This is a genomic window from Streptomyces chartreusis NRRL 3882, from assembly GCF_900236475.1.
GTDB classification, from domain to species: Bacteria; Actinomycetota; Actinomycetes; order Streptomycetales; family Streptomycetaceae; genus Streptomyces; species Streptomyces chartreusis_D.
In genome coordinates, this window is record NZ_LT963352.1 from 242,103 (window position 1) to 267,415 (window position 25,313).

The following is a 25,313-nucleotide window of genomic DNA, read 5'->3' on the forward strand; positions in this document are numbered from 1 at the left end:
ACCCACGTCACGCGGCGGCTGGCGCATGAGCCGTTCGGCCACCGCCCCACGACGCTGCTGCACCGCGGGCGAAGGTCTCCCGGGGCGGGCTGGAGTGGGCACCGCAGGGCGGTGAGGTCGATCAACTCACCGTTAGTCGCGTCGCAGCAGGGCTGGGGGGCCTGGCATACCGCGAACAGCGCGACCTTCGCCGAGGCAAGCGACGTCCGATCGATGGCCCTCACCGCATGCCTGGTGGCCCATCAGGTTTGGCGACAAGTACGCATGGTGATCATCGATCCCATCCCCATTCGACGTTCTTGCCTTCTTCGGCCGCCCCGTACCAGCAGCGGCCGATTGAAGCGATCACCGGGCGCCTCGAGCACCTCCGCCGCTCCGCCCGGGGACAGCCCCCGGCGGGCTGTTTGGAGCCGCCGCCATCGGCCGCCGGGGGTCAGTAGTCGACGCTCGGGTACCAGCCGCCGCGGCCCTGCGGGGTCAGGTCCAGGAGGTGCCAGACAGGGGTCAGGAGGTCGATACCGCGCTCATCGACGTCGTCGGCCATGCGCGGGTGCGCGGAGTAGAAATGACGGACCGTGCCGTCGCCGTCGCGGGTGAAGACGGAGACGGTGGAGTCCTGTTCGCCGTCCTTGTCCTCACTGCCCAGGTCGTACTTGAACGTGCTGTCACCGCAACTCAGGAGCCGTAGCCGGTGCCAGCCGCGGTTGCGGGCGTGCTGTCGGAGGGTGGGCACGTCGGCGGCCGCGGCGATGGCGAAGTCGGCGTTCCGTGCAATGTGGTGGGCGATGCCGTTGAAGCCGTCGATCCAGAGAGTGCACATCGGGCAGGGGTCGGTCTGCGCCTTGCCGTACATGAAGTGGTAGACGATCAGCGGGCGGTCCATGGCCGTGAAGAGCTGACTCAAGGCAACTTCGCGGACCGGTGTGTCGCCGGCGTCCAGATCGGCGGGGCCCTCGATGAAGACGTAATCGTCGACGGGTGGCCCCTGAGGGAGCGCCCGTCGCTGCGCCGCGACCTTCTCTCTGTGCCGCATGAGGTCGATCTCGGCCAAGCGCAGTTCCTCGCGAGCGGCGAGGTACTCCGCCGATTCGCCGGCCAGTCTGGTGTGCCGCAACATCCCGTCCTCCTGGGCTGGCCATCCCCCGGCCTCGATCCGGATCACGTGCTCCCCGCTCCCGCGGTCCCGAACCGGCCCTTTCGAGTCTATGGCGGCTCCACGGTCGGCGACAGTTGAGCGAAGTGGGCCAACCGGTGGAGGTCCACATGCCCGCTCGAACCGGCCGCGGCGCTGCCGTCGCCGCGGTCCTTACCGCGACCCTGCTCGCAGCCGCTCCGCACGCCACGGCCCACTGCGGCTGCGAGGAGCACAAGACCTCCCCGCCCATCGCGGATGGCCCCTCGCCATCCGGCGGTGACATCCCCGAGGAGTTCATCGAACGCCTCGTCCGTCTCGCACTCCGCCTCGGACTCCCCGAGAACCGCGACGGCGGAGGCGGCGGAGGCGGCGGAGGCGGAGGCCCGGGCTGAGCCTTGGGCGGCGGTACGGGAGCGGATGATGGTTGCGCAGCGGCTGTGCCAGGCGATCAATGACCATGGCCTGGAGGCGTTCGTCGAGTGTTTCTGCCCCGACCACCGCAGTGAGCAGCCCGCCAGGTCCCCGACCTCAGGGCGGAACTGCTGGCCTCGGCTCACGCGGACGGTACCGAGTGGTCGTAGTGGCGCTGGCACGGCACCCGCCAGGACAGCACTCTTTTTGAGATCCGCGGGGACAGCACCCTTTTTGAGATGCGCGGGGTCATTGTCATGGGCTTGCAAGGCGAAACGAGCAGCTGACGCTGCCGGGACGGTCGGGCCGATCCCGCAGATCAGCCGCTGGGGATCGCAGGCCACCCACGGACGAAGTCCCCCTGCCGCTCCCCCAAAAGGAGGGCGTGAGTCCTTCCCCTCGGGATACGGTCCTGCCATGTCCCGATCACCCGAGATTGATCTCTCCCCGTCCTCCGTCACCGCGGATGACCTCGATCTTGCCGTGCAGCTCGCTGTGGCGGTCCTGCGCAAGGCGCCCTCAGCCGCGTGGGACAGAAGGGCGGGTTCCCTGGAATGGGACTGCTGGGAGACCGTCGAGCACCTCAGCGACGACCTCTTCGCATACGCCGTGCAACTGGGCCCCAGGACACCGCCCTTGGCCGGCGAGGTGCCCTTCGTGTGGGAGAGCAGGCGGACCGGCGGCCCTGCGAACGCCGTTCACGCGGACCGTAAGGCGGGGCCCACCGGCTTGCTGCAGGTGCTGGAGGCCAGCGGCGCGCTGTTGGTCGCCATGGTGCGCACGACCTCTCCGGAGGTTCGCGCCTACCACGTCTTCGGCACATCCGACGCCGAGGGCTTCGCCGCGATGGGGATCGTGGAGACCCTGGTGCACACGCACGACCTTGCCCAAGGGCTCGGGCTCGCCTGGGACCCGCCCGCAGATCTGTGCTCGCGGGTGCTCGCCCGGCTGTTTCCGGACGCACCGTCGTCCACCGACCCATGGCCCACCTTGCTGTGGGCCACCGGACGGGCCGAACTGCAGGAGCGCCCTCGTCTGACCACATGGCGGTGGGACGGCACGCCCCGGGCCTAGGCCAGGTGTCGCCGCCGGGAGGGTGGCCAGACCTCCGCTGAGAGCGGTCGCCATGCGCGGCATAGTGTGATCAACATGATCGGACGCCTGTTCTCTCTCGTCATTGACTGTCCTGCCCCGTCTGAGCTCGCGAGCTTCTACGAGAGCCTGTTGTCGCTGCCGCGGGTGGAGGACTCGTCTGACTATGTGGTGCTCGCGGACACAACCGGCACGCAGACCGTGACCTTTCAGCGTGTCGGCGGTTTCCGGCCGCCCCAGTGGCCCGATCCCGATCGTCCGGCGCAGATGCACGTTGATGTGATGGTCGAGGACCTGGATGTTGCAGAGGCGAAGGTGCTCGCCCTGGGCGCCACGTTGCTCGAAGGGTCGGACAAGCCAATCGGCTACCGCGTGTACGCCGACCCAGTTGGACACCCCTTCTGCCTCATCACATGCGAAAGCTTGACGCCCAGCAAGTAACGGCGGCGACCACGCTGCCTGAGGGCATGCGAGCGACACCTTCATGTGAACCACCGCGCAATGCCCTGTAGAAGGCCGTGACCAGGCGGTAAGGCGCACCGCTGGCACGGGCCCATTCCCCCACTGAAACGGGGCAGGGCCCAGCCGCACCTATGCTCGCCGTCTGTGCCACCGTCGGCGCGGTGCTGACGAGCGGCGGTAAGGAGGCGCCCTCCCGATCCCGCGCGCACCCCGCCTGCCGCCTCCACTCCGGTCACCGGGCAGCCCGCGACCGCCGCTTCACCACCCGCTACCTTCGCACCGGCGCCGGAGGACGGCCACGACGAGGAACCCTCTGCGCGTTGGGCCCTTCGTGATCGAGTCGGGCGAGGTGGTGGCGACGATGGTGAGCTTGCCGGTCTGGACGGCGGTCAGTCGGTGCGTGCACCCCCTGGCCGGAGGGGTGCACGCGCTCGCGTCACCAGGACGGGGGACCGACGGTGCCGGTCCGCTGGTGGGTGACCCTCCTGTCACCGGGCCCGGCGGAGGCTCCCGGTGCAGGCATCAGCCGGAGAAGGGAACGGCGTCGGCGGGGTCGGCGTGCCAGTTGGTGGCGATGGGCCTGTCGACCGTGGCCGTGTCGGGCAGGTCGAGGGTGATGGTGTTGGCCTCGTCGCCCGCGATGGAGAGGTGGAGCAGTTCGAACTGCTTGCCGTAGTCGTTGTCGGTGGTCTTCGGATTGATGCCGGCGTAGGCGGCGGTGGAGCCGGAGAGAAGGACATCCTCGCTGACGGCATGCTCGGCCGCCGACACCGCGGTGTCGGGGGTGTAGCCGAAGGACGCGGAGGGGAACACTCCCTTCAGGTGGCAGGTGACACCGGACTTGGCCTTGGCAGTGACGAGGTAGTAGCCACCCGCCTGCGTCTTCGAGCTGACCTTGAACGTCAGATCGTTGGTCTTGCAGGCCCGCACGGTGGTGCTCCGGCTATCGGCCGCCGCATTCGCGGTGGCGGTGGCGGCCAGGGCCACGGACGCGAGGGCGACCAGGGCGAGACGGGCAGAGCGGGCGGCGAAGAGGGATCGCATCGAGATCTCCATGGTGCTGAAGTGGTCGTCCAGCGAACTGCTTGGACGACCGAAGCTTGTTCCGCCATCCGTCCCGCCCACCACACAAGACGCTCACTATGGGACGCCGGAACGCTGGAACGGGCACTGACCAGCACAGACGCCGACGGCCTGGAACGGGGTGCCGGGACACGGACACGGGGAGCCGCTGATCCCGTGAGCGGGCCTGTGCCAGGTGCCGGCGCCCCCGCAATCCGGGGAGAGCGAGTCTGAAGCCGACCGTGATGCAGCGAAGCGCGGGTCCACGCCCCCGGCCGGGGTTCGACGCCTGCCACCGAACTTCACACCGTCGACCGGCGCGCGTCAGCAACGGGACATACAGAAGCTCACGGCCGGACGACCGTGGCCATGTGGTGTGGGCAAGGCGGTAGGGCTCGGTCCAAATCTGGATGACTGCGAGGAAGCCCTGCGTGGTGGCCTCGGTGCCCAGGACTCGCAGGCGGTCTGACTCACGATCGATCGATGCAGGACAAGCCTCAGGGCCTGGAATTTGCCGCGAACATCCGCCGCCAGGCCCGTGATCCCCCGGTGGCTGATGACCACGGCACGAGTCGCGTCCCCCACCACACCTTCGTAATCAACGATCAGGGAGCTCCTCGTCGTACCGCCAACGATGCACGACCTCGTCAGGCGGCATCGTGGATGACGAGCTTGAACTCGGCGAGGGTGAGAAGGCGCGGGTTGGCGTCGTTGTGCGTGACACGGAGCGCGACTGGGGTGCCCGGGTCGATGAAGACGCCGTGGTTCTTGACGTAGAACTGGCCGCCGGGCGTCGGCGTGCGGTGCTCGGTCGCCGTGGTGTCGTTGGGGTTGGGCGTCAGGCCCAGCGGGTCACGTACGTACTGGTCGCGCAGCTCGCTGTAGCCGCCCATGCCGCTGGCGGCCTCCCACTGGATCATCGCGTGCAGGTGGCCCCAGCCGGCTTTGGACGGCCAGATCAGGCCGCTGCGGTCGTCTGTCGCCCAGTCACTCACCACGTAGCCGTCCGGCTGGACGGCCTGGTGCATCTCGAATGGGTCCTTCGACTCCGCCACGCCGAAGGGGAAACGGACGATCTTGTACGCGGTCCCCGGCGCGATCAGCTGCGGCGTATCGACCTTGAGAGAGCAGACCTGCACGCCGGGCACAACGCCACCATCCGTAGCCATGGTTCAGCACTGCCCGCCGCCGGCCGGCGCCATGCCCACGCCGTCGTCCCGTGATGCGCCATACCCTTCCGATTCAGGAGCCCGGCCAGCGGCCCAACAGCTCCGAAAGCGTGGTCGTCCTGGTGAGATAACCCGACCCTTGTGAACAAGGGTCGGTACAGCCCAAGGCTTGCCGTTCCATGGCCCCCAGATGTGCGCGCGTATCTCTGGTCGGCCGACGCCCCTTCGGGGTGGCGGTGCCTGCGAGTCGGGACCCTCGCCCCCGTGCGGGTTGTCTTTGCGGATGGACACGGCGCCCTCGCCACCGCACGTCAGAGGTCTGGCGCAGATCGGCTGGGGAATCGCTTGGCAGTGCTCGGCGGAGAGATCATCATGTGGGGATGTCTGAGAACCGATCCACTGTGGCAAGGGCTGTGGTGCGGCTTGCCCAGTACACGAAGGCGGACCAGGAGGAGATCCTGGGCAACAGCGATGATCCCTTCGGTGTCGCCTGGACCGGTCTGAGCTGGCTGCCGAAAGAAGAGCACTTCGGCATCAGGCACGACGGCCGACTCGTGGCACATGCCGGCTTGCTGCGACTGCCTGTCACGATCGGCGACGCCGAGACAGAGGTGGTGGGCGTCGGCGGAGTGGCCGTCGCACCCGGCATGCAAGGTCAGGGGCTGGCGCGGCTCGTCGTCGCAACCGCACTGGAGCACGCCCGCACGATGGGTCCTCAGCATGCACTCCTCTTCTGCCGTCCTCCCCTCGTGTCCCTCTACCAGCGCCTCGGATGGCACCCGCTCGACGAGGAGGTACTCGTCGAACAACCCGAAGCCCGCCTGGTGACCATGCCGCTCCGGACCATGGTGACGCCCCTGCGCGACGACGCCCGCTGGCCCTCAGGGCCGGTACGGCTGCTCTCGCTCCCTATGTGACGAGCCCGGCACCGCCGTCCGCCAAGATGAAGGACAATCCTGCGGCTATCTTGAGCCGCCACGCGGATCGAGGGGAGACGAACCGGACCGACTGCAGGTCGTGGTCGAGGTCGACTGCGGCGCCCGTCGTTCCGGGGCCCCGCCCGAGCTTGCGGGCGACCTCGCACTCGCCGCCCGCAAGCGCGGCCTGGTGCCGGTGGGCGTCTTCACGTATCCAGGTCACGGCAGTTCCGGCCGGGACGCTCGCGAGCGCGCCGCGCAGGACCAGGATGCCGCGCTCACCACCGCCGTACGCAGCCTCGCCGGCGTCGGCATCACCGCAGCGGTGGTCAGCGCCGGTTCCACGCCCACCGTCGAGTTCGCCACCAGCAGCGTGATCACCGAGATCCGTCCCGGCGAGTACGTCTTCTGCGACCTGAACAACACCCGGCTCGGCGCCTGCACGGACGACCAGATCGCGCTGTTCGTCGCTGCCACCGTGGTCAGCGACTGGGTCCCCGACCAGCTCATCCTCGATGTAGGCACCAAGGCCCTCAGCCGCGAAGGCAGCCCCGAACTCGGCTACGGTCGGGTCCCCCGCACGAAGGCCGTCCTGTCCAAGCTCAACGAGTACCACGGATTCCTCGCATGTGCAGGCACGTCGCTGCAGCGGGGGCCGGTCGACGCCCGCGGGTTCCTCAGCTGACGGGCCCCGGGGCCTCGTTACCCGAGCCCGCGGGGTGTCGACCGCGTCGTGGTAGGCCATCAGATACCGCTTGGCGGTGTCGAAGCCGTAGCGGGAGATCGCGTCGCGGAACCCGATCGACAAACCCGTGGTGGCCATGCCGCCGTTGCGGCCGGCTCGGGTACGAGCGGATCACAGACATCGCTGACCTGCCGGTCCTCCTGGGCCTGCCGCGCCCTTGACCGGGCGGTCCTCCACCGCCCTGCTTGGGGTCCCGCCCGATGGCGCCGTGCGGCGTGGCCGAGCTGTAACCTGTGTGGTCGACAACCGACCAGAGAGGTGACCGGGATGGACCCCAAGTTCGGAGGGTTGGAACGGACGACGACCCCGGAGGGTGTCTACCGCGTGCTGCGTGGAGCCATTCTCGACGGGACTGTGCCTCCCGGTGGACAGTTGCGTGAAAGGGACATCGCGACGGATCTCGGGATCAGCCGATCCCCGCTGCGCGAGGCGCTGACCAGGCTCGAGGAGGAAGGCCTGGTCGTGAAGGTCCCGTTCCGGGGGGCGTTCGTCGTCGAGGTCAGCGCTCAGGAGATCGCCGAGATCGCCTCGATCCGCTTGCTCGTCGAGCCTTATGCCGCGGAGCTCGCCATCGAAGCGCTCCGTGGGCCCGAGCAGCCCAGGTTGACGCAGACGATCGAGGAACTGCACCGCGCGACCGAGAAGAACGACATCCCGGCCAGCGTCGATGCGCACCTTCAGTTCCACAGGCTGTTCTACGACTTCTCGGGACACGGGACGCTGCGCAGCCTCTGGAGCGGCTGGGAGACCAAGCTGCGCCTCTACCTCCTGGTCGACCACCCGTCCTACAGCGACCTGCACGACATCGCCGTCGAGCACGCGAGGCTGGCCGCAGTCGCGTTGGAAGGCGACACGGATGCGTTCAAGCGGGAACTGGCGCAGCACTTCCAATCAGCGCTGCGAGGCCAGGCCGGAAGCAACGGGCACGCGGCGACCGGACCTGAGGCGCTACCCAGCGTCTGATGACCGCCCCTGACCGGAGGGGATGTGCGGTGAACGAACACACGTCGCGCGACCTGCCCGAGACGCCCGCCCCCGCCGCCTGACGACGCCGCCTCTCCCCCGCGTCTGCGGGAGGGGCGGCGTCGTCTTGCGGTCAGGTCCGGCGGCGGAAGGCTGCGGAAGCTGCCCGTTACAACTCGCAGCGCCAGCCTTCGATCTCCGATCTCCGATCTCCGATCTCCGATGGAGACACAACCCTGGCCACTGTGAGCGTCCCAGTCGGCCGGAGGAAGGCGATCGATTCGATGCCGGTCGGATGGAGTTGACTGCGCTCCCGTGGTCGGGAGCCGACGGTGTGGCAGTCCGATAGAACACGGGCCGACTGTCACCCGACCCGGATTTCCGCTGTCTCCGGCAGCTCCAGATGCCTGCCCTGGAACCGTGTCCGCAGTGCGCGATCGTGGGTGACCAGCACGATCGCCCCCGAGTAGCCGGTCAGCGCTTCCTCCAGTTCCTCGACCAGCGCCGGCGACAGGTGGTTCGTCGGCTCGTCGAGCAGCAGGACGTCGACGGGCTCCGAGACCAGTCGCGCCAGCTCCACACGGCGGCGCTGGCCGTACGACAGCTCGCCCATGCGCAAGCGCAGTTGCGCCGGGCGGAAGAGGCCGAGGGCAAGCAGGTCATCGGCGTGCTCGTCGGCAGAGCCCACGCGGCCCAGCGCGAACGCCTCGGCCACCGTCAGGTCCGGCGGCCACGGCGTCTCGTCCTGGCGCAGATGGCCCACCCGGCCCGGCACCCGCACCGATCCCCCGTCCGGCCGCAGTTCACCGGCGAGCAGCTTCAGCAACGTCGTCTTGCCGGCGCCGTTGGGGCCGGTGACGAGAAGCCGGCCGCTGCGGTCGAGAGTGAGGGAGTCCAGGTGGAGGCGGTCTCCTACGCGTACGTCGGACAGCTGTACGGCGGGGATCTCCACGGAAGCGGTCTTGTTGCCCCCCGCGATGTCCCCCGCCGTCCTCATCCGCGCCGTGAAGGCCAGCGGGTCCGGCGGCGGCGCCACCGGGTTTGCCGTCAGCCGCTCGACCCGCTCGCGGGCGCTGCGGATGCGGGCCATCGCGCCGTGCGCCCGGCCGCGGGCGCGGAAGCCGCCGTGGCCGAAGTTGGCCAGCGGCGCCTTGCGCGGAATGGTGTCGAGGCGGGCGGCCTGACCGGCGGCCAGCCGCTCGTTGCGGGCCAGCTCGGACCGCCACTCCTCGTACTCCTGGAGCCGGCGGTGGCGCTCCGCCGCCTTCGCCGTGCGGTAGCCGGTGTAGCCGTCGCCGTAGCGGGTGACCTTTCCCGCCTCGACTTCCAAGACCGTGGTGGTCAGGCGCTCGAGGAAGACGCGGTCGTGGGTGACGGCGAGCACCGTGCCGCGGTGCGCCCGTAGCTGCGTCTCCAGCCACCGCACGGCCTGATCGTCCAGGTCGTTCGTCGGCTCGTCCAGAAGCAGCAGCTCCGGGCGGCCGGCGAGGACGCCGGCCAGGGCAATACGGGACCGCTCGCCGCCGGAGAGGGTGCCGAGTCGGCGCTCACGGCAGAGGGCGGGCAGGCCGAGGTGGTGCAGGGCGATGTCCACCCGGTGGTCGGCGCCGTAGCCGCCCCTGGCTTCATAGCGCCCGAGGAGCGCGGTGTACGCGGCGAGTGCCGCAGGGTCCTCGCCGTCGCCGAGCGCCTGCTCGGCCCGGCGCAGCTCCCCCTCCAGGGCACGCAGGTCCGCAAGGGCCAGGTCGACGGCGTCCTGGACGGTGGCGGTCGGGGGCAGGGGGATGGTCTGCGGCAGATAGCCGATGCCGCCGGCGGCGGTCACGGTCACCTCGCCGTTGTCCGGGCGCTCCTGACCGGCCATGAGCCTGAGGAGGGTGGACTTGCCGGAGCCGTTGTCACCGATGAGCCCGGCCTTCTCGCCCGGCTTCAGTGTGAAGGAGACCTGGTCGAGGACGGTGTGGCCGGGGTAGCGCTTGGTGACGTGGGAAAGGGTGAGTTGTGAGGTGTGCAAGATCGGATCCCTCCTGGCCGCGCGGATTTCAGCCCGGGCCGGATCGGGGTGGATGGCTGCACGCGAGGCGCGACGACGGCTGAACGGTGCTCTACGCGGTCGGCGCCGGCTGTCTCACAGGGAACCCATGCGAAGGACGGTACGGCACACTGAGCGGTTTGACAAGACGATACGTCTCGCCTAGTCGGTTGCGCGCCGAGCGGCATGTCCGTAGTAGCCCGTGGGTCGGGCCGCGGTGGTCGCCGCGCAACTCGGCGAGCACGGCTCCGTAGAGGTCGGCGCAGCGGATGCCTCCGCTGGGACAAGGGGGCGCAGTTCGCACTCTCACCGTCGTGTCGACAGGATGGAACCATGACCGAGATCCGCACTCCCCGTCTTGTCCTGCGTCGATGGCTTGACGACGACCTTCTCCCCCTGTCCGAGATCCACGCCGATCCAGTGGTGATGCAGGGCATCGGCGACGGCAGGCCGCGCTCCCTGGAGCTGACCGCCGAGGACATCGAGGCGTGGGAGGAGGAGTGGGACGAGGAAGGATTCGGGATGTTCGCGGTCGAGCTCCTGGGGTCCGGTGAGTTGGCGGGCGCCGTCGGCCTGTCCGTGGCCGACGCTCCGGCCGAGGTCGCCGGCCAGCCGGCGATCAGCTGGCGGCTCGGGCGGGTGTTCTGGGGGCAGGGGTACGCCTCCGAAGCGGCCCACGCCACCCTGGAGTTCGCCCTGCAGGACCGCGGCCTCGACCGCGTGGTCGCCGTACGCCGGACGGGCGACAGGGCCTCCGCGAACGTACTCGACAAACTCGGCTTGCAGGCCGAAGGCACCGCGCGACACCCGGTCCATGGCTACGACCTGGCGGTATATGGCATCGACCTGACGCAGTACCAGGGGTAGCACCCGCGCGCCCGGCTTGAGTCGACTTGGTGGCCATGACAGGGCTCCCCCCTTCACCAGAGGACTGAGTACGCGTCCCGTGCGACGGTCCGGCCTGAGGCAGGCACGAAAGAATCGGGTTCGGCGGCGGCGTGCGGGCGTAGACATGGAGCGGCCCGCTCGGTGGGGCGCTGACCAGGCCCGCGCGGCACAGTGCCGGGAGGTGCTGGGACACCCTGGCGGCGGAGAGCACTTTGCGGGTGGGCCAGTTCATCGGTGGACGTCGGAGTCGCCGGTTCGGCCAGCAGCAGGGTCCAGGAGGGGGCGATGACTGCGCACGGGCCGCTGACCCCCGCGACGGGCCTGGGTTCCTGTGGCGTGCCCGTGCCGAGCGCCGGACAGGCCAGTCGCGGCGGCTCCAGCACCGGGAATGGCAGGCCCGGAGCGGGTCCATTTTTCGGTCGGGTTGGAGGGGGACGTGCTTCCGCGGGCGGGTGCGTGTCCTGGGGCGGTTCCCTACGATGCCAGCTATGTCGGACATGACACTGGCGTCCCGGCGACTCGGGAGCGGGCCGCCCTTGGTGGTCGTCCTCCAACTGGACCGGGACGGCTGGGCGCCCATCCTGGAGCGTCTCGCCCGCGAGCGCGAGGTGGTGGCCGTCGACCTCCCCGGCTTCGGCGACAGCCCCCCGCTCCTGGACGGAACCACGCCCACCGTCGAGGCGCTGGCCGCCGCCGTCGCCGAGTGGCTCTCCGGCGCCGGCCTCACCCGCCCACCCGTCGTGGGGAACTCCCTCGGAGCGGCCGTCGCGCTGGAACTCGTCCGTAGCCGCGCGGCGGGAAGCGCCGTCGCACTGTCCCCCGTCGGCCTGTGGACCCGCCCCGAGGCCGCCTACGCCCTCGGCTCACTCCGCGTCGCCCACGCGATGGCACGGGCATGCGCCGAACGCCCCGGCTGGATCGCAGGCCACCCGATCGGCCGAACCCTGGCCTTCTGGCAGCTCGTCGCACGGCCTTGGCGGATCCCGGAGGCGGCGGCCGCCGGTGCGCTGCGCAACCTGGCCCGCTCGCCCGGCTTCGAACCGACGCGGCGCGCGGCGAGCGCTTACCGACTGCGGGCTTTTACCCCTGAGGTACCGGTCCCGGTCACGGTCGCCTGGGGCACACGGGACCTGATGACCCCGCCCCACCAGGCGCTCAGAGCAGCACGATTGCTGCCTGGCGCCCGGCACATCGCGCTGAAGGGCTGCGGGCACTCACCGATGTCCGACGACCCCGAGAAGGTCATCCGCGCAGTGCTCGAGTCCACCAGCGGATGAACTGGACCCCATCATTTCTGCATCACCGCAACGTCGACGCCTGTGGGCCCGGTGGCAGCACGCGCACGCGAATGCGCCGTACCTCCGGGCGAGCGGCGGTCCCGTCGGGCACGACCTTCTCGACACACGGCCCACCTCTTGGAGCGGGCGGCCTGCCTCACCCACATGGCAGACACGGGACGCCGTCTGCTCCCCGCCGTGCTCGAATGGCAGTGCCCTCTGTCGTGAGCTGGCGGGAGTTGATGATGCACGAGATGTGGTGCGGCCCAGACGTGTCAGGACAAGCTGCGTGGCACGTCCTGACTACCGACAAGACCGGCACCCTTTGTGGGGCCAAGAGACTGCAAGAGCCCAATAGTCGAGAACCAACGGACAAGCACTGTTTCACCTGCATGTCGGCACTTCAGGCTGTGCTGCGGCGCCCGACTGAGGGCTCGACGCCGACGGCGGAGTGATGTGCCAGGTCGCGCTCGTGCACGCGCCCCTGGAAGCGGAGCAGCGCGAGTCGCGGCGGCTCCGCTTCCACTCCGCCCTCGCCCGCCGACGCGTCAACGTCCGGTGGGCCTTGAACGGCCGCATGACATGACTGTGTGCATCAGACCGAGTTCCGGCTGACCATCTGGCCCAGGGAAGCCTCTGGAAGACTCAGGGAATGCAGCCGTTTCCCGTGAACCCCGACAGCGTCAAAGAACCCCTGACGCTCCTCGATGACGAAGGGGCGAGCTGGGTTCTCCACCGCAAGCGGCTTGATCTGCGCGTCGTCCGTCGGCTCGTCAAGGACGCCACCACACCTGTGGTCTGGGGGGACATGGGCGGTACGAGCCCCCGGCTTACGACGGAGACCGAACGTCCCATGCTCTGGGACCGGATCAAAGATGGGTACAAGGGCCCCGGCGGAACGTCGCCGACCGGCCGTTACCTGGCTCACGAGTTCCGCGCCGAGCCGGGACGCCGCATGCTCTACGTCGAAGACCACTGCTGATTCCGCGCGCAGGGAGCTGCCCACTCGAGCCTCACCACGATCATGGAGCGTTAGCCTCTAGGCGACTGAGCCCCAACCAGGCCTCGTGACGGGGCCGTTAGGAAGCCGGCGCCGGGTGGCAGGGCGCCTCCTGCACATCCGCCTCGACCTGGTTCCGCGCGGTGCCCTGTTCCTTCGCGCTCGGTCACGGCGTTCTCGACCTCGCGGGCAGCGTCCAGCCAGGCCTGCCATGCGGTGTGCCAGGCGTCGCGCTGCTCGTCGGCCCACGCGTTCGCAGCAGGTCGGCCGTACCAGTCCTGCAGCTGCTGGGCCTTTTTATGCCGGGCACGAGAAGCCCGCCTCGGCGCGCGAGACAGAGGCTTCCTCAACTCCTCAGAGCGCGTGGAGCCAGTTGACTTCGTCGTTGAGGCGGCTGGGCATGGCACAAGAGATCGCCGCCGAACGGAACGTCACCCCGCACGAGGTGCTCCTCGACCTCGTCCGTACGGGCACCCGCCGCGCCGCCTGGGTAAACGGCGTCATTGTCCACAGCGGAGGACCGGCGGCCAAGACGGCGTCACGCCGCTGCAGCCCGTTGAGATTCGAGCCAGGACGAGATCGCGCTGCGGGCCCTCGGCGCGTGCGGCGTATGCGGGTCACGCCACCTGGATGACGTGTTTGCCTTGGACGCCGCCCGCCTCCAGGGCGCGGTGGGCCTCGGCGATCTCGGCGAGGGGACGGACGGTGTCGACGACCGGGCGGAGGGAACCGGCTTCGGCGTACCGCGTGAGGTCGGCGAGCAACGAGGTCGTCGGGTTGCCGCTGAAGAAGCGGACGCGCCGCGATCCGTGCACGGCCGAGCCGGCGACGTAGCCGAGGCTCGCGGCGATGCGGTCGTAGTCGAACGAGATGGCGACCATGCGTCCGCCCGGCACGAGCAGCCGCCGGTAGACAGGGTGCTCGGTGCCGACCGTGTCCATGATGACGTCGTACGCGCCCAGGTCGGACGGGCCGGTCGTCCGGTAGTCGAGGGCTTCGTCCGCACCCAGTTCGCGTACGAAGTCGAGGCTCTTGGCGCCCGCGAGCGCGGTGACACGGGCTCCGAGGAGCTTGCCGATCTGTACGGCGACACTGCCGACGCCACCGCTCGCGCCTCGTACGAGGAGTCGTTCTCCGGTCCTGACGCGTGCCTTGTCGCGCAGGCCGGTGATCGCAGTGGCGCCACCCACGAGGAGGGAGACGGACTGGTCGGGGGTGAGGCCGGCCGGGGCCGGGGCGATCTGCCGGGGCCGGACCGCGACGTACTCAGCCGCACTGCCGAACGTACGGCCGAGGAGGCCCCATACCTGGTGGCCCTCGCGGATTCCGGTGACCGAGGAGCCGACCTCGGCCACCTCGCCCACGAAGTCGAGGCCACTGCGCTGCGGGAAGCGGCGCCCCGTGACCAGGCGCAGCTTTCCGGCGCGGGCCGCGAGTTCGCCCCCGTTGACGCTCACTGTGCGGACGCGGACGAGGACTTCGCGGGGCTCGATGACCGGGACCGGGATTTTGCCCTCGTACAGCACGTCCGGGGGGCCGAAGCTGTCGAAGAGGGCTGCGCGCATGTCGCTCACGGGATCGTCCTGTCTCTGAAGTGACGGAGGATGGTTTCCGCTCCTCTTCCCGACGCTAACGTGGTAAACGGGCGACCCCGTCCACTTATCGTGAAGTGAGAGACATGCCTGCTCAGAGCCCTCGGAAAGCCGCCGCCAAGCCGCTGCGCTCCGACGCCCGGCACAACCGCGAGAAGATCCTCGAGGCCGCCCACGCGGCGTTCACGACGCAGGGGATCGACGCGCCGCTCACGGCGATCGCTCGGCGCGCCGGAGTGGGCCCCGCCACGCTGTACCGGCACTTCCCCACCCGGGACGCGCTGGTCACGGAGGTCTTCGCGGAGCAGGTCGCGGCGTGTGTCGCGGTGCTCGACGAGGCGCTCGCGGACCCCGACCCGTGGCGCGGGTTCTGCTCGGTCGTGGAGAAGGTGTGCGCGATGCAGGCGGCCGACCGGGGCTTCACGGCCGCGTTCCTGTCGCGGTTCCCCGATGCCGTCGGCTACGAGCGCGAGCGCAGCCGAGCGGAGCAGGGCCTTGCCGAGCTCGTACGGCGAGCCCAGGAGGCCGGGAAGCTGCGGGCGGATTTCCATCCCGCCGACATCACGCTGCTGATGCTCGCCAACAGCGGGGTCATCGACGGCGTCACCAAGGACGTGACGGCCGGGCCGCCGCAGCTCGCGGCTGCCGCGTCCCGGCGGCTCGTCGGCTACCTGCTCCAGTCGTTCCCGGCCGGCGGCAGCACCCCGCTGCCGCCGGCCGTGCCCCTGGGCCTCGAGCAGATCCACCAGGTCTGATCAGCAGGGCAGGACGACGGATCGACCGTCGACCGGCGCGGCGCAGGGCACAGGTCCGATACGCGGTCGTTGTGTCTCACTCGCCGCTGCGGTGGCAGGCGCCCGAGGCCGAGGTGTTCGGCCTGTGCGCCGCGAACGGCATCTCCCAGATCGTCTGGTCACCGCTCGCCCAAGGTGTTCTCACCGGCAAGTACAAGCCCGGACAGCCCGTTACGGAAGGGAGCCGGTTCGCCAGCGTGGAGACGGCGGTGTCTCAGGACCTCGTCCACAGCGACGCCACCTTGGAAGCCGTGCAGCGCCTGGTCCCCATCGCCGACGAGGCGGGGATGAGCATGCCGACCCTGGCACTCGCCTGGGTGCTGCGCCGCAGCGAGGTCGCCTCAGCGATCACGGGGGCTTCCCGGCCCGAGCAGGTTTACGCCAACGCTGCCGCCTCCGGGGCGAGTTGTCCGACGACCTGCCGGCCGCAGTCGATCAGGGCCTCGGCGCCGTCCCCGTCACCGAACCCACCCTCGCCCCCGCCGCGCAGACCGGCTTCGAGCACCGCTGACCGTGTTCTCGGCCCGCGCCGCGGCCGAAGGCCCTGTCCCGCTCATCGGACCGTCGCAACGGTTTCTCGGCGCCTGCCATGTTCGAATGTGACCGCTGACCACTCAAGACCGTTCCCGCGCAGGCCGGCGTGCGACGCCGCCTGGAGCGGGAGCACGGCCGGGTTTCTGAGCGTGGCACATGGCCGGGGCGGGCGCGGCGAGTCTTGTCGTGTCGTCCGTGCCCGCCTCGGTGATCTGGTCAGGGGGTTGCCACGAGCTTGTAGTCGTTGGTGTGCGCGCGGAGCTGGGACTCCGCGGCGCTGTAGAGGATCTTCGTGTCGGTGGAGGAGGAGTCGAGGACGACCTTGACGCCGAGGTTGGCCTTGATCTTGTTGGTGGCCAGGTAGTTCCGGGCGCCGCCCGCGACGAGGATGAGAGTCGGGTCGGCTCCGGCCGGGGAGATGCCGGCGGCCGGGACGGAGAACGAGAACTGGTTGGCGGTGACGGAGTTGTCGTCACCGTTGATGTGGACCAGGCCGAAGAGGTCGTCGAAGCGCGTGCTGGTGCCGTCGCCGTACACCCGGCGGAAGTGGTTGCCGGAGATCAGGTTCTCCGAGCTCCCGTTCGTCAGGGCGATCATGCTGGGGAAGTTGCTCAGCAGCTTGTTCGCGGAGACGGTGCAGCGGTTGGAGTTGATGAGGGTGATGTTGCAGGCCCACAGGATGGTGTTGCCGGAGATGAGGATGCCCTCGGCGTTCTCCGCGAAGACCGAGTAGCCCGCCCAGGCGCTGATCAGGTAGTTGTTGGTGATCTTCGCGACCTGTGAGGCACCGGGGAGCGATATCGAAGTGCCGCACTCGGCGACGAAGTTGTTGGTGAAGCTGCACGCGTCCGCGCCCTTCACCACCATGGCCTGGGTGAGGTAGACGAAGCCCATCCCCTCGAAGCGGAACGAGTCGTTGTCCGACTGCACCGAAATGCCGATCTTGTGGTTGCCCTCCACGTACGGCTTGGTGGACGCCACGCCGTCGATACAGAAGTCCTGGAAGACGATGCCGTTGAGCCGGCCGACCTCGGCGGGTGCCCCGGAACGCCGGACCAGGAACGCCTCGTCGGTGCCGTCGGTGTGCTTGACCCGGATGTGGCTGGAGCCGGGCTGCACCTCGAACCAGTTGCTGGTGTCGGAGGTGTCGTCGTGGATGGCCCGGGACAGGAAGCCGTGCCCGGAGCCTTTGATCGTCAGGAAGCTGATGTCGATGACGACACGGGTGAGCAGGTCGTAGTGGCCCGGCGGGATGTAGATGACGGCGCCCGGTCTGGTGTCCTGGGTGGTCTGGTTCGACTTGATGTCGGCGATGATTTCGTTGATCACCTTGCCGATGTCGGTGTACGGGGAGACGCTGCCGTTGAAGGTGGTGACGTCGTAGACGGTGGTGACCACGGGTGTCCTTCCGGTCGAAGGTGTCCGCTTTGCAGGGCGGTCAGAGGAGGCCGACGATCTTGGCGTAGGGATGTCCCTTGGTGTCGTGCTTGCCGGGCTCGGGCTTTTCCGGGACGGCCGCGGCGGCCGGCTGGGGTGGTGCGGCCGACAGGAACGCCACGGCGGTCAGGGCCGTCGCCGCGGCGCCCCGGAGGAGGGTGCGGCGGGACGGGGCGGGTGGTTGGTCAGGGTGCATGACGACTCCTCGCGAACTCGGGAGTTGGGCGAGCGGGCAGGGTCAGCGGACGGCGCCCGCGGTCATGCCCGCGATGACCTGCTTCTGGAAGGCCGCGTAGATCGCCAGCTGCGGCAGCAGGACGAGGGTGGCGGACGCCATCATGGCGCCGTAGTTGACGCTGTAGACGCCCTGGAACTGGGAGACGCCGAGGGACACGGTGGTCATGTTCGGGTCGTTGATGAGGGTGACCGCGAAGGGGAACTCGTTCCAGACGTAGATGACGTTCAGGATGGCCAGGGTGGCGACGACCGGCCGCATGAGGGGGAAGACGACCTTCCAGGCCATCCGCCACAGCCCGACCCCGTCCATCACCGCTGCCTGTTCGATCTCTTCGGGGAAGTCCCGCAGGAAGCCGGTCAGCAGCAGGATGTTGAAGGGGATCGTGACGGCGATGTACGGCAGGATCAGCGCGAAGTAGGTGCCGAACAGGCCGAAGGTGATGTCGAGCCGGTACACCGGGAAGAGCAGGATGTAGACCGGGACGGCGAGGCCGGCCAGGAAGTAGAAGCGCAGGGTGTGCTGTGTGCGGCGCCTGCCGCTGCGGAAGACCATGCGGGTGAGCGCGAACGCGGCCATGTAGGAGATGACCAGCCCGACGGTGACCGAGACGACGGCCAGGATCAGCGTGTTCTTGTACATCACCAGCAGGTTGAGGGTCTCCAGGGCCTGCTGGTAGTTGGCCAGGGTGAGGTCGGTCAGCCTGAACGGGTGGTTGAGGATGTTGTCGTTGGTCTGGAACGACAGCAGCATGATCCACAGCAGCGGGAACAGGATCACGAAGGTGATCAGGTAGGCGGCCGCCGAGACGATGATCCGGCCACGGCTGCGGCGCCGCGGCCTGGGCTGGGTATCGGTGGGGGCGGCCGAGGACGCGAGCGACCTCTCGACCTGCGTGTCGGTGCTCAACGGACGTCCCCCTTACGGCGGTTGCCGAGGAACGTTGCCCCGGAGGCGAGCGCGCCGACCACGAACACCACCACCGCCAGGGCCATGCCGTAGCCGTACTGCTGGGTGGTGAACGTGATGTGGTACATGTAGCTGACCATGACCTCGGAGAGGTGGACGGGGCCGCCGCCGGTGAGGGCGTAGACGAGCTCGAAGACCTTGAAGACGCCGGTGACGACGAGTGCCGTGACGATGCCGAACGTCTCGCGCATCATCGGGATCTGAATGTGCCGCAGCTGCTGCCAGCGGCCGGCGCCGTCGAGGCTGCTGGCCTCCATCACGTCGCGCGGCAGCATGCGCAGGCCGGCGTAGAAGATGGTCAGGACGAAGCCGATCTGCTGCCAGAGGTAGACGAGCCCGATCGAGTACGGGCTGAGTGTGGGACCGCCGATCCACTGCGGATGCGCGGGTACGCCGATCGCCAGCAGGAAGGCGTTCACCAGGCCGATCTTCGGGTCCAGGATGAAGATCCAGATCAGGCCGACGAGGATCGGCGCGATGATCGCCGGGGCGAAGACGAGCGCCCTTAGTGCGCCGCTGCCCTTCACCCGGCCGCTGAGCAGGATCGCGAGGAGGAAACCGAGGGGGATCAGCAGGAACAGGGCGATGCCGAGGATGATCCCGGTGTTCCGCATCGACGTCCAGAACGCGTCGTCCTGGCCCATCTGCCGGTAGTTGTCGAGCCCTGCGAAGCCGTTGGCGGAGACGCCGTCGAAGTCGGTGAAGCTGTAGTAGAGCGCGTACAGGATCGGATAGATCATGTACAGGCTGTAGATGATCAGCGCCGGCGCGAGCATCAGGGCGAAGCTCCGGCGTGTGGTGAGCCAGTTCATGGGGATGCCTACCTGATGGTCTTCTGGACGTCCTTCACGGCCTCTTCGGGGCTGAGGCTGCCGCCCATCACGCCGTAGAAGCTGTCGTACATGGCGCTCGCGGTGGCCGCGGAGACGACCAGGTCGGGCTGCGCCTGGGGGCTCTTCCAGCCGGCCTTGGAGGCTTCGGCCAGCACGGCGGCGAACACCGAGTTCCTGGCTGTGTCCACGCGCGGCTTGTACGTGGTGACCGGCGGCTGGGCGTTGTCGACGAGGATCTTCTGGCCCGCGTCGCTGTAGTAGAACTGGATGAACGCCTTCACCGCGGCGTACTTCTTCGTGTCGTCCTTGACTTTGGCGCTGACGACGAACGGCGCCGACGGGACGTTCATCACGAGCTTCTGCTCGCCGACGCCGTCGGCGAAGGTCGGCCCGGCCCAGAAGCCGGTGTCCTTGCCCACGGTGCTCTTCTGGATCTTCGCCGCTTCCCAGACACCGGCGTCCAGGAAGGCCGCCTTGCCGTCCGTGTACGAGGCGACGGCCTGGGCGTAGGTCTGCGTGTTCATGTTGGAGGGGAAGGCACCGGCCTTCGCCAGCTCCTCCACGTGCCGGTACAGGCGCAGGAAGTCGGCGTTGTCGTAGCTCGCCCTGCCCGACAGGATGTCCCGGTACTTCGCCTCGTAGCCGAAGCGGTCGAGCATGGTCAGGAAGGCCCAGACGCTGAACGAGGAGTTGTTCGCGCCCTGCGCGATCGGCACGACACCTGCCGCCTTGAGCCTCTTCACCGCGGCGAGCAGGTCCTCGAAGGTCTCCGGCACGGCGATCTCGTGTTCGTCCAGGATGGCCTTGTTGTAATAGAAGCCCGTGACCAGCGCCTGGTACGGCAGGCCGTACTGGACGCCGTCCTGCTGGAAGCCGGCGAGCATGCTCGGGGCGAACTTCGACCTGAGGTCGTTCTCGGCGAGGATCGGGGACAGGTCCAGCAGGTGGTCACTCTTGACCATGGTCTTGGCGAGAGAGTCGTAGACCCAGAAGATCTCCGGCAGCGTGCCGGACTGCGCGGCGATGGTCATCCGCTGCTCGTGCTGGTCGACCGGCTGGCCCTCCAGCTTGATCTTCATGTCGGGGTGCTTCTCGTTGAACTCCTGCACCATCTGCCAGGTCGCCGGGTCCTGGGTCTTGCTGTCCGGGTTGTGCATGGACAGCGTGATCAGACCGTCCGGCGACGATCCGTCCGCCGTGTTCACCGCGGAGCCGCAGGCCGTGGCCGTGACGAACAGGGCGCTCGCTGTGGCGGTGAGCAGGAGTCGGCGCGAGATGCCGGAGTGCCGTCTCGACGTCTGGGGCGCGAGCTGGGGAGAGGTCGCCATCGTGCTGCTGCCTTCCGGGAACTGGGTGAGGAGGCGGAACCGGCGTGGGGGTGAGAGGGCTCCGGGGGATGTTCGGTCGTGACGCAGGCCGTCGGTTCCGGGAGGGATGTCCGGTGTGCTCGAAAGCTCGCCATAGGGGCGGCTCTGCGCTCGTGACGCAAACGTTTCGATGAAAGGTGCCTCGCTGGTTTCGAGGTGTCAATACCGCGTGACGGAGAAGTTTCCCGAGTCTGTCCTTGCGTGCTGGCCACAGGCATTGACGGTCTGCGTGGCGACGTGCGAAGGTCTGCGCAATCGTTTCGATTGGCTCCCGATGAGGCTCCCGGTGAGCGAAACGAGCGGACGGCGAACCGGCCCACCACGTGGACCGGCGGGCCGTATGACGTTATGCAGGTACGGACCCGTTCACGGACCGGGTCCGACGACACGAGGAGGCGGCGAGCGGCAGTGGCCACGATCTCCGACGTTGCACGGATGGCCGGCGTCTCCACGTCCACCGTGTCGCACGTCATCAACGGCACGCGGCCGGTCCGCGAGGAGACCCGCACCCGGGTCGAGGAGGCGGTCAGGGCCACGGGCTACCGGCGAGACAGCCTCGCCCGGGCGTTGCGCCGCTCCCGCACCGACTCCATCGGCCTGGTCCTGACGGACGTGTCCGAACCGGCCTTCGCGGCGATGGCCCGCGGTGTCGAACGGGAGGCCATGAGCGCCGGTCTGACCGTGCTCCTGGCCAACTCGGGAGAGGACGCGGAGCTGGAGGCACGGGCGCTGGAGGTCCTCGCCGAGCGCCGGGTCGACGGTCTCCTCATCGCTCCGGTCGCCCGGTCCCACCTGGATGCGGTCACCGCCGTGCTCGACCAGGGCACACCGGTCGTCCTGATCGACCGTCTGGGCGGTGTCAAGGCCGACCAGGTGGGTGTGGAGAACACCGCGCCCATGCGGGAGCTGGTGCTGCACCTGGTGGAACGGCACGGCCACCGGCGGATCGCGCTGGCGGCCGGCGACACCGCGGTGTCCACCATCGCGGAGCGGCGGCGCGGCTACCTCGAAGCCCTCGACGAGGCCGGGATCGACGTCGACGACACGCTGATCGTCACCGGCAGTGGCCGGGCGGACGACACCGGCGAACGCATGACGGGGGTGCTACGGCAGCAGCGTCCGTCGGCGGTGGTGGCCGCCAGTACCGAGACCGCGGTGGGCGTGCTGGCGGCGGCCAAGGGGCTGGGGCTGGCCCCGCCCGAGGACTTCGCCTTCGCCACGTTCGACGGCTTCCCGCACACCGATCTGTTCCGTCCCGGCATCACCGCGGTCGTGCAGCCGGCTCACGAGATCGGGGCCACGGCGATGGAGCTGCTGCTCAGCCGCATCGACGGCAGCCTCACCGCCCGCCCGCGCACCATTCGTCTGGAGCCGGAGATCACCTACCGGGAGTCCTGCGGCTGCCCGGCCTGAGCCACCACTACGGCAAGGGGGCGGCGGGAGAGGTCCAGTCTCCCGCCGCCCGAGTTCAGCGAACCATCACTGAAGGGGTCAGTTTCCCATGCCCTCGCACGCTCTCGAACACCTCACCCGACCCACCCGGGCCCGCACCGCCCGCGTCTCCAGCTGGGACCAGCGGGGCCGCAACCAGGACTACTGGACGACCCCCGCGCACTCCAGCCGTGTCCTGGCCGACCTCGAGGGGCCGGGCCGGATCACGCACATCTGGATGACCCAGTTCTGCCGCCGCACCCTCGGCCCCGGCCTGATCGACCCCCTCGAAGCCGACACCGTCGCCCCGGTGATGGAGATCCACAACGCGCTCGGCGTCAACTGGGAGGAGCCGGACCCGGACTACTACCGCAAGGTCCTCATCCGGATCACCTGGGACGACGAGGAGGAGCCCGCCGTCCTCGTCCCGCTCGGCGACTTCTTCGGCATCGGCCACTGCATGCCCAACAGCTACCAGTCGGCCCTGTTCACCGTCTCCGCCAAACCCGAGGAATCGCTGATCTTCGGCGGCAGCGCGGCGCTGAACTGCTGGGCGCCGATGCCGTTCAACAAACGGGCCCGCATCGAGCTGGTCAATGAGAACGACCTGCCGATCCAGCAGTACTTCTACATCGACTACGAGCTGTTCCCGCAGGACCTGCCCGAGGACACCCTCTACTTCCACGCCCGCTGGAACCGCAGCAACCCCTGCAACGGCTGGGCGCCCGACATCCAGACCAACAGCCCCGAGGTCAACATCGTCGACGTCACCGGTGAGGACAACTACGTCGTCCTCGACACGGAGGGCAGGGGTCACTACGTCGGCTGCAACCTCTCCGTCCATCACCGGCAGGGCAGTTGGTGGGGCGAGGGCAACGACATGATCTGGATCGACGACGACTTCCTGCCCGACGGCTCCACCAGCTGGCCGCCCTCGCTGCACGGCACCGGCACCGAGGACTACTTCAACCACGCCTGGGGGATGCAGAAGAACGCCTACCTGTACCACGGCGCGATCCTGCACGAGGCCGACGTGCCCGGCTATTCGGTCAACTACCGCTTCCACGTGGCCGATCCGGTCCGCTTCGAGGAGCGCGTCAAGGTCTCCATCGAGCACGGCCACGGCAACCACCTCGCCGACGACTGGGCCTCGACGGCGTACTGGTACCAGACGCTGCCGTCTCCGAAGGCGACGATCCCGCCGCTGGAGCAGCGCCTGCCGGTGCGCCCCGCCGGGCAGCCGATGCCGGTGCCCGCCGCGCGGTCCGGCGCGGTCGCCGAGGAGATCGCCGTGATGCGCGAGCGGTACCGGGCCCGCTTCGAGCGCCACATGGAGCACCTCGCCGAGCGCACCCGGCAGCGGGGCGAGCGTTCGCTCCAGGAGTCCGAGGCGAACATCAAGCAGGCCGCGGCCGTGCGCCGCCGTTACGACGAGCGCGGCAATGACTGAAACCGAGACCCGGGCGACGGTGGCGCTCGACACGCACTTCCCGGCGGTCCACCTCCGTCCGCCGGCACACTGGATCAACGACCCCAATGGCCTGGTCTTCCACGACGGCCACTACCACGTCTACTTCCAGCACAACCCGCACAGCGCCCGCCATGCGGACATGCACTGGGGCCACTTCCGCAGCCCCGACCTGATCCACTGGGAGCTGCTGCCGGTGGCGCTGGCCCCCACCCCGGGCGGCGACGACGAGGGCGGGGTCTGGTCGGGCAACGCCGTCTCCCACGACGGCCGCCTCACCGCCTTCTACTCCGCCAAGCGGGACGACCGCCGGCATCAGCCGATCACCTCGGCGACGTCGTACGACGGCGGTACGACCTTCACCAAGCGCGGGAGCCTCCTGATCCCGGAGGCGGCCGACGGCACCACGATGTTCCGCGACCCGTACGTGTGGCGGGACGGCGACAGCTGGCGCATGCTCGTCGGCGCGGCCCTCGCGGACGGACGCGCCGCCGCCCTGCAGTACGCCTCCGCCGACCTCGATGACTGGTCGTACGAGGGCATCTTCCTGGCCCGTCCGCCGCACCCCTTGCGGGATGGCCGGAACACGGAGGAGGGCTGGGAGTGCGCCCAGTACGCGGCCTTCCCCGACGGCACCGGCGCGGTCCTCGCCAGCGCCTGGGACCCGCAGGAGGGGGCGAGCTGCGCGATCTACTGGACGGGCCGCGAACAGCACGGCGAGTTCCAAGCCGCGGCGACGCCCCAACTCCTCGATCACGGCCCCGACTTCTATGCCCCCGCCCTGCTGCACGCGCCCGACGGACGCTGGCTGATGTGGGCGTGGATCTGGGAGGCCCGGGACGAGGAACGCGTCGGTGCCCCCAGCGTCTGGACCGACGAGGCCGGCTGGGCGGGCATGCTCTCCCTGCCTCGGGAGCTCACGCCCGGCCCGGACGGCGAACTGGTCCAGCGGCCGGCCCGCGAACTGCTCTCGCTGCGCGGCGAACGGCGGATCGCCGCAGCGGGCAGGGCGAGCGCAGAGCAGCCGGTGGACCTCGGCGAGGTTTCACGGGCCACGGATCTGACCGTGACTCTGGAGCGCGGTGGCCGCCTGCGGCTGCTCACCTCGCGGGACGGCACCGAGTACCTCGACATCGTCCACCACCTGGTCAGCGGTGAACTGGTCGTCGACCGCGCCCACGCTTCCCTCGACTCCCGTGCGAAGGGCGGAAGTTGGCGCTTTCCCGCCGAGGGCCCCGACATGACCCTGCGGATCCTGCTGGATCACTCGGTCGCGGAGATCTTCACCGCGGCCGGGCGGACATTGACCCTGCGGTCGTATCCCGTCGGCGACGGGCCCTGGCGCGTGCAGATGGGTGCCACGGGTGTCGGCTCCGCCGCGTACACGGTCGGGGCATGGGACCTGACACCACCCGGACAAGGAGTCGGCCGAGACGCCGACTCCTGACACCGGCGCGGATGCCACGCCGGGACACAGTGACCTGCGGCGGGGCATCCCGG

General features: G+C 69.2%; 24 protein-coding genes and 2 pseudogenes. 15 read left to right on the forward strand and 11 right to left on the reverse strand.

Annotated elements, in window-relative coordinates; all coding sequences use genetic code 11:
- Positions 1-6: 6 nt before the first annotated feature.
- Positions 7-294: pseudogene (locus SCNRRL3882_RS01065) on the forward strand (ISL3 family transposase); the annotation flags it as partial.
- A 139-nt stretch (positions 295-433) separates the two neighbouring features.
- Here SCNRRL3882_RS01065 and SCNRRL3882_RS01070 read toward each other — a convergent pair.
- Positions 434-1,117 (reverse strand): DUF899 family protein, encoded by a 684-nt coding sequence (locus SCNRRL3882_RS01070; protein ID WP_010047246.1) that lies wholly within the window; start codon positions 1,115-1,117, stop codon positions 434-436.
- A gap of 146 nt (positions 1,118-1,263) precedes the next feature.
- Here SCNRRL3882_RS01070 and SCNRRL3882_RS40655 point away from each other — a divergent pair, with 146 nt between their 5' ends.
- The 3 genes from SCNRRL3882_RS40655 (at position 1,264) to SCNRRL3882_RS01085 (ending at position 3,079) form a co-directional block, all read left to right on the forward strand.
- Entirely contained in the window at positions 1,264-1,527 is a 264-nt protein-coding gene (locus SCNRRL3882_RS40655) for a hypothetical protein (RefSeq protein ID WP_010047247.1), read from the forward strand.
- 436 nt (positions 1,528-1,963) lie between these two features.
- Positions 1,964-2,620 carry a maleylpyruvate isomerase N-terminal domain-containing protein gene (locus tag SCNRRL3882_RS01080; RefSeq protein ID WP_010047248.1) on the forward strand — a complete coding sequence of 219 codons (657 nt, stop codon included), beginning with the start codon at positions 1,964-1,966 and terminating at the stop codon, positions 2,618-2,620.
- 75 nt (positions 2,621-2,695) lie between these two features.
- Positions 2,696-3,079: a VOC family protein gene (locus SCNRRL3882_RS01085; protein ID WP_029181687.1), complete on the forward strand. Its 384-nt coding sequence runs from the start codon at positions 2,696-2,698 to the stop codon at positions 3,077-3,079.
- A gap of 543 nt (positions 3,080-3,622) precedes the next feature.
- Here SCNRRL3882_RS01085 and SCNRRL3882_RS01090 read toward each other — a convergent pair.
- Positions 3,623-4,144 carry a DUF4232 domain-containing protein gene (locus tag SCNRRL3882_RS01090; protein ID WP_040904242.1) on the reverse strand — a complete coding sequence of 174 codons (522 nt, stop codon included), beginning with the start codon at positions 4,142-4,144 and terminating at the stop codon, positions 3,623-3,625.
- A 665-nt stretch (positions 4,145-4,809) separates the two neighbouring features.
- A complete protein-coding gene (locus SCNRRL3882_RS01095) occupies positions 4,810-5,331 on the reverse strand; it encodes a hypothetical protein (RefSeq protein WP_029181688.1) in 522 nt (173 codons plus the stop codon).
- 380 nt (positions 5,332-5,711) lie between these two features.
- Between SCNRRL3882_RS01095 and SCNRRL3882_RS01100 the strand changes: the two genes are divergently transcribed.
- From SCNRRL3882_RS01100 to SCNRRL3882_RS01115, 3 genes are all read left to right on the forward strand, one after another.
- Positions 5,712-6,248, forward strand: a complete 537-nt coding sequence (locus tag SCNRRL3882_RS01100; protein WP_029181689.1) for a GNAT family N-acetyltransferase — start codon at positions 5,712-5,714, stop codon at positions 6,246-6,248.
- 91 nt (positions 6,249-6,339) lie between these two features.
- Positions 6,340-6,933, forward strand: coding sequence for an alanine racemase (locus SCNRRL3882_RS01105; RefSeq protein WP_269462188.1), 594 nt, complete (start codon positions 6,340-6,342; stop codon positions 6,931-6,933).
- Between the two features lie 327 nt (positions 6,934-7,260).
- Positions 7,261-7,956, forward strand: a complete 696-nt coding sequence (locus SCNRRL3882_RS01115; RefSeq protein ID WP_010033748.1) for a GntR family transcriptional regulator — start codon at positions 7,261-7,263, stop codon at positions 7,954-7,956.
- Positions 7,957-8,320: 364 nt separating this feature from the next.
- Here the strand turns inward: SCNRRL3882_RS01115 and SCNRRL3882_RS01120 are convergent, their stop codons facing one another.
- Positions 8,321-9,970 carry a TlrC/CarA/OleB/SrmB family ABC-F type ribosomal protection protein gene (locus tag SCNRRL3882_RS01120; protein ID WP_010033745.1) on the reverse strand — a complete coding sequence of 550 codons (1,650 nt, stop codon included), beginning with the start codon at positions 9,968-9,970 and terminating at the stop codon, positions 8,321-8,323.
- 351 nt (positions 9,971-10,321) lie between these two features.
- Here SCNRRL3882_RS01120 and SCNRRL3882_RS01125 point away from each other — a divergent pair, with 351 nt between their 5' ends.
- The 3 genes from SCNRRL3882_RS01125 (at position 10,322) to SCNRRL3882_RS01140 (ending at position 13,135) form a co-directional block, all read left to right on the forward strand.
- A complete protein-coding gene (locus SCNRRL3882_RS01125) occupies positions 10,322-10,855 on the forward strand; it encodes a GNAT family N-acetyltransferase (protein WP_010033738.1) in 534 nt (177 codons plus the stop codon).
- A gap of 509 nt (positions 10,856-11,364) precedes the next feature.
- Positions 11,365-12,153, forward strand: a complete 789-nt coding sequence (locus SCNRRL3882_RS01130; RefSeq protein WP_231911081.1) for an alpha/beta fold hydrolase — start codon at positions 11,365-11,367, stop codon at positions 12,151-12,153.
- Between the two features lie 652 nt (positions 12,154-12,805).
- Entirely contained in the window at positions 12,806-13,135 is a 330-nt protein-coding gene (locus SCNRRL3882_RS01140) for a hypothetical protein (RefSeq protein ID WP_010033725.1), read from the forward strand.
- A gap of 635 nt (positions 13,136-13,770) precedes the next feature.
- Here the strand turns inward: SCNRRL3882_RS01140 and SCNRRL3882_RS01145 are convergent.
- Positions 13,771-14,727 carry an NAD(P)-dependent alcohol dehydrogenase gene (locus tag SCNRRL3882_RS01145; RefSeq protein WP_010033724.1) on the reverse strand — a complete coding sequence of 319 codons (957 nt, stop codon included), beginning with the start codon at positions 14,725-14,727 and terminating at the stop codon, positions 13,771-13,773.
- A gap of 104 nt (positions 14,728-14,831) precedes the next feature.
- On the opposite strand from SCNRRL3882_RS01145, the gene SCNRRL3882_RS01150 reads away from it, so the two are divergent.
- Positions 14,832-15,500, forward strand: a complete 669-nt coding sequence (locus SCNRRL3882_RS01150; protein ID WP_010033723.1) for a TetR/AcrR family transcriptional regulator — start codon at positions 14,832-14,834, stop codon at positions 15,498-15,500.
- A 113-nt stretch (positions 15,501-15,613) separates the two neighbouring features.
- Positions 15,614-15,877 (forward strand): annotated as a pseudogene (locus SCNRRL3882_RS41530) (aldo/keto reductase); the annotation flags it as partial.
- A gap of 38 nt (positions 15,878-15,915) precedes the next feature.
- On the opposite strand, the gene SCNRRL3882_RS42175 reads toward SCNRRL3882_RS41530, so the two are convergent.
- The 6 genes from SCNRRL3882_RS42175 to SCNRRL3882_RS01180 form a co-directional block, all read right to left on the reverse strand.
- Complete coding sequence (locus tag SCNRRL3882_RS42175) at positions 15,916-16,044, reverse strand: hypothetical protein (RefSeq protein WP_267880831.1); 129 nt, start codon at positions 16,042-16,044, stop codon at positions 15,916-15,918.
- A 245-nt stretch (positions 16,045-16,289) separates the two neighbouring features.
- Entirely contained in the window at positions 16,290-17,471 is a 1,182-nt protein-coding gene (locus tag SCNRRL3882_RS01160; RefSeq protein WP_010033722.1) for a NosD domain-containing protein, read from the reverse strand.
- 40 nt (positions 17,472-17,511) lie between these two features.
- Positions 17,512-17,706 (reverse strand): hypothetical protein, encoded by a 195-nt coding sequence (locus SCNRRL3882_RS01165; RefSeq protein WP_010033721.1) that lies wholly within the window; start codon positions 17,704-17,706, stop codon positions 17,512-17,514.
- Between the two features lie 42 nt (positions 17,707-17,748).
- On the reverse strand, positions 17,749-18,654 hold the full coding sequence (locus SCNRRL3882_RS01170) for a carbohydrate ABC transporter permease (protein ID WP_010033719.1): 906 nt from the start codon (positions 18,652-18,654) through the stop codon (positions 17,749-17,751).
- Positions 18,651-19,526, reverse strand: coding sequence for a carbohydrate ABC transporter permease (locus SCNRRL3882_RS01175; protein ID WP_010033718.1), 876 nt, complete (start codon positions 19,524-19,526; stop codon positions 18,651-18,653). The genes SCNRRL3882_RS01170 and SCNRRL3882_RS01175 overlap by 4 nt, the downstream gene beginning before the upstream one ends.
- A gap of 8 nt (positions 19,527-19,534) precedes the next feature.
- Positions 19,535-20,875 (reverse strand): ABC transporter substrate-binding protein, encoded by a 1,341-nt coding sequence (locus SCNRRL3882_RS01180; protein ID WP_010033715.1) that lies wholly within the window; start codon positions 20,873-20,875, stop codon positions 19,535-19,537.
- A gap of 447 nt (positions 20,876-21,322) precedes the next feature.
- On the opposite strand from SCNRRL3882_RS01180, the gene SCNRRL3882_RS01185 reads away from it, so the two are divergent.
- From SCNRRL3882_RS01185 to SCNRRL3882_RS01195, 3 genes are all read left to right on the forward strand, one after another.
- A complete protein-coding gene (locus SCNRRL3882_RS01185; protein WP_010033712.1) occupies positions 21,323-22,327 on the forward strand; it encodes a LacI family DNA-binding transcriptional regulator in 1,005 nt (334 codons plus the stop codon).
- A gap of 88 nt (positions 22,328-22,415) precedes the next feature.
- Positions 22,416-23,795 (forward strand): glycoside hydrolase family 172 protein, encoded by a 1,380-nt coding sequence (locus tag SCNRRL3882_RS01190; RefSeq protein WP_010033709.1) that lies wholly within the window; start codon positions 22,416-22,418, stop codon positions 23,793-23,795.
- Positions 23,788-25,260, forward strand: coding sequence for a glycoside hydrolase family 32 protein (locus tag SCNRRL3882_RS01195; protein WP_010033706.1), 1,473 nt, complete (start codon positions 23,788-23,790; stop codon positions 25,258-25,260). Before SCNRRL3882_RS01190 ends, SCNRRL3882_RS01195 begins: the two co-directional genes overlap by 8 nt.
- The last annotated feature ends 53 nt before the right edge of the window (positions 25,261-25,313 follow it).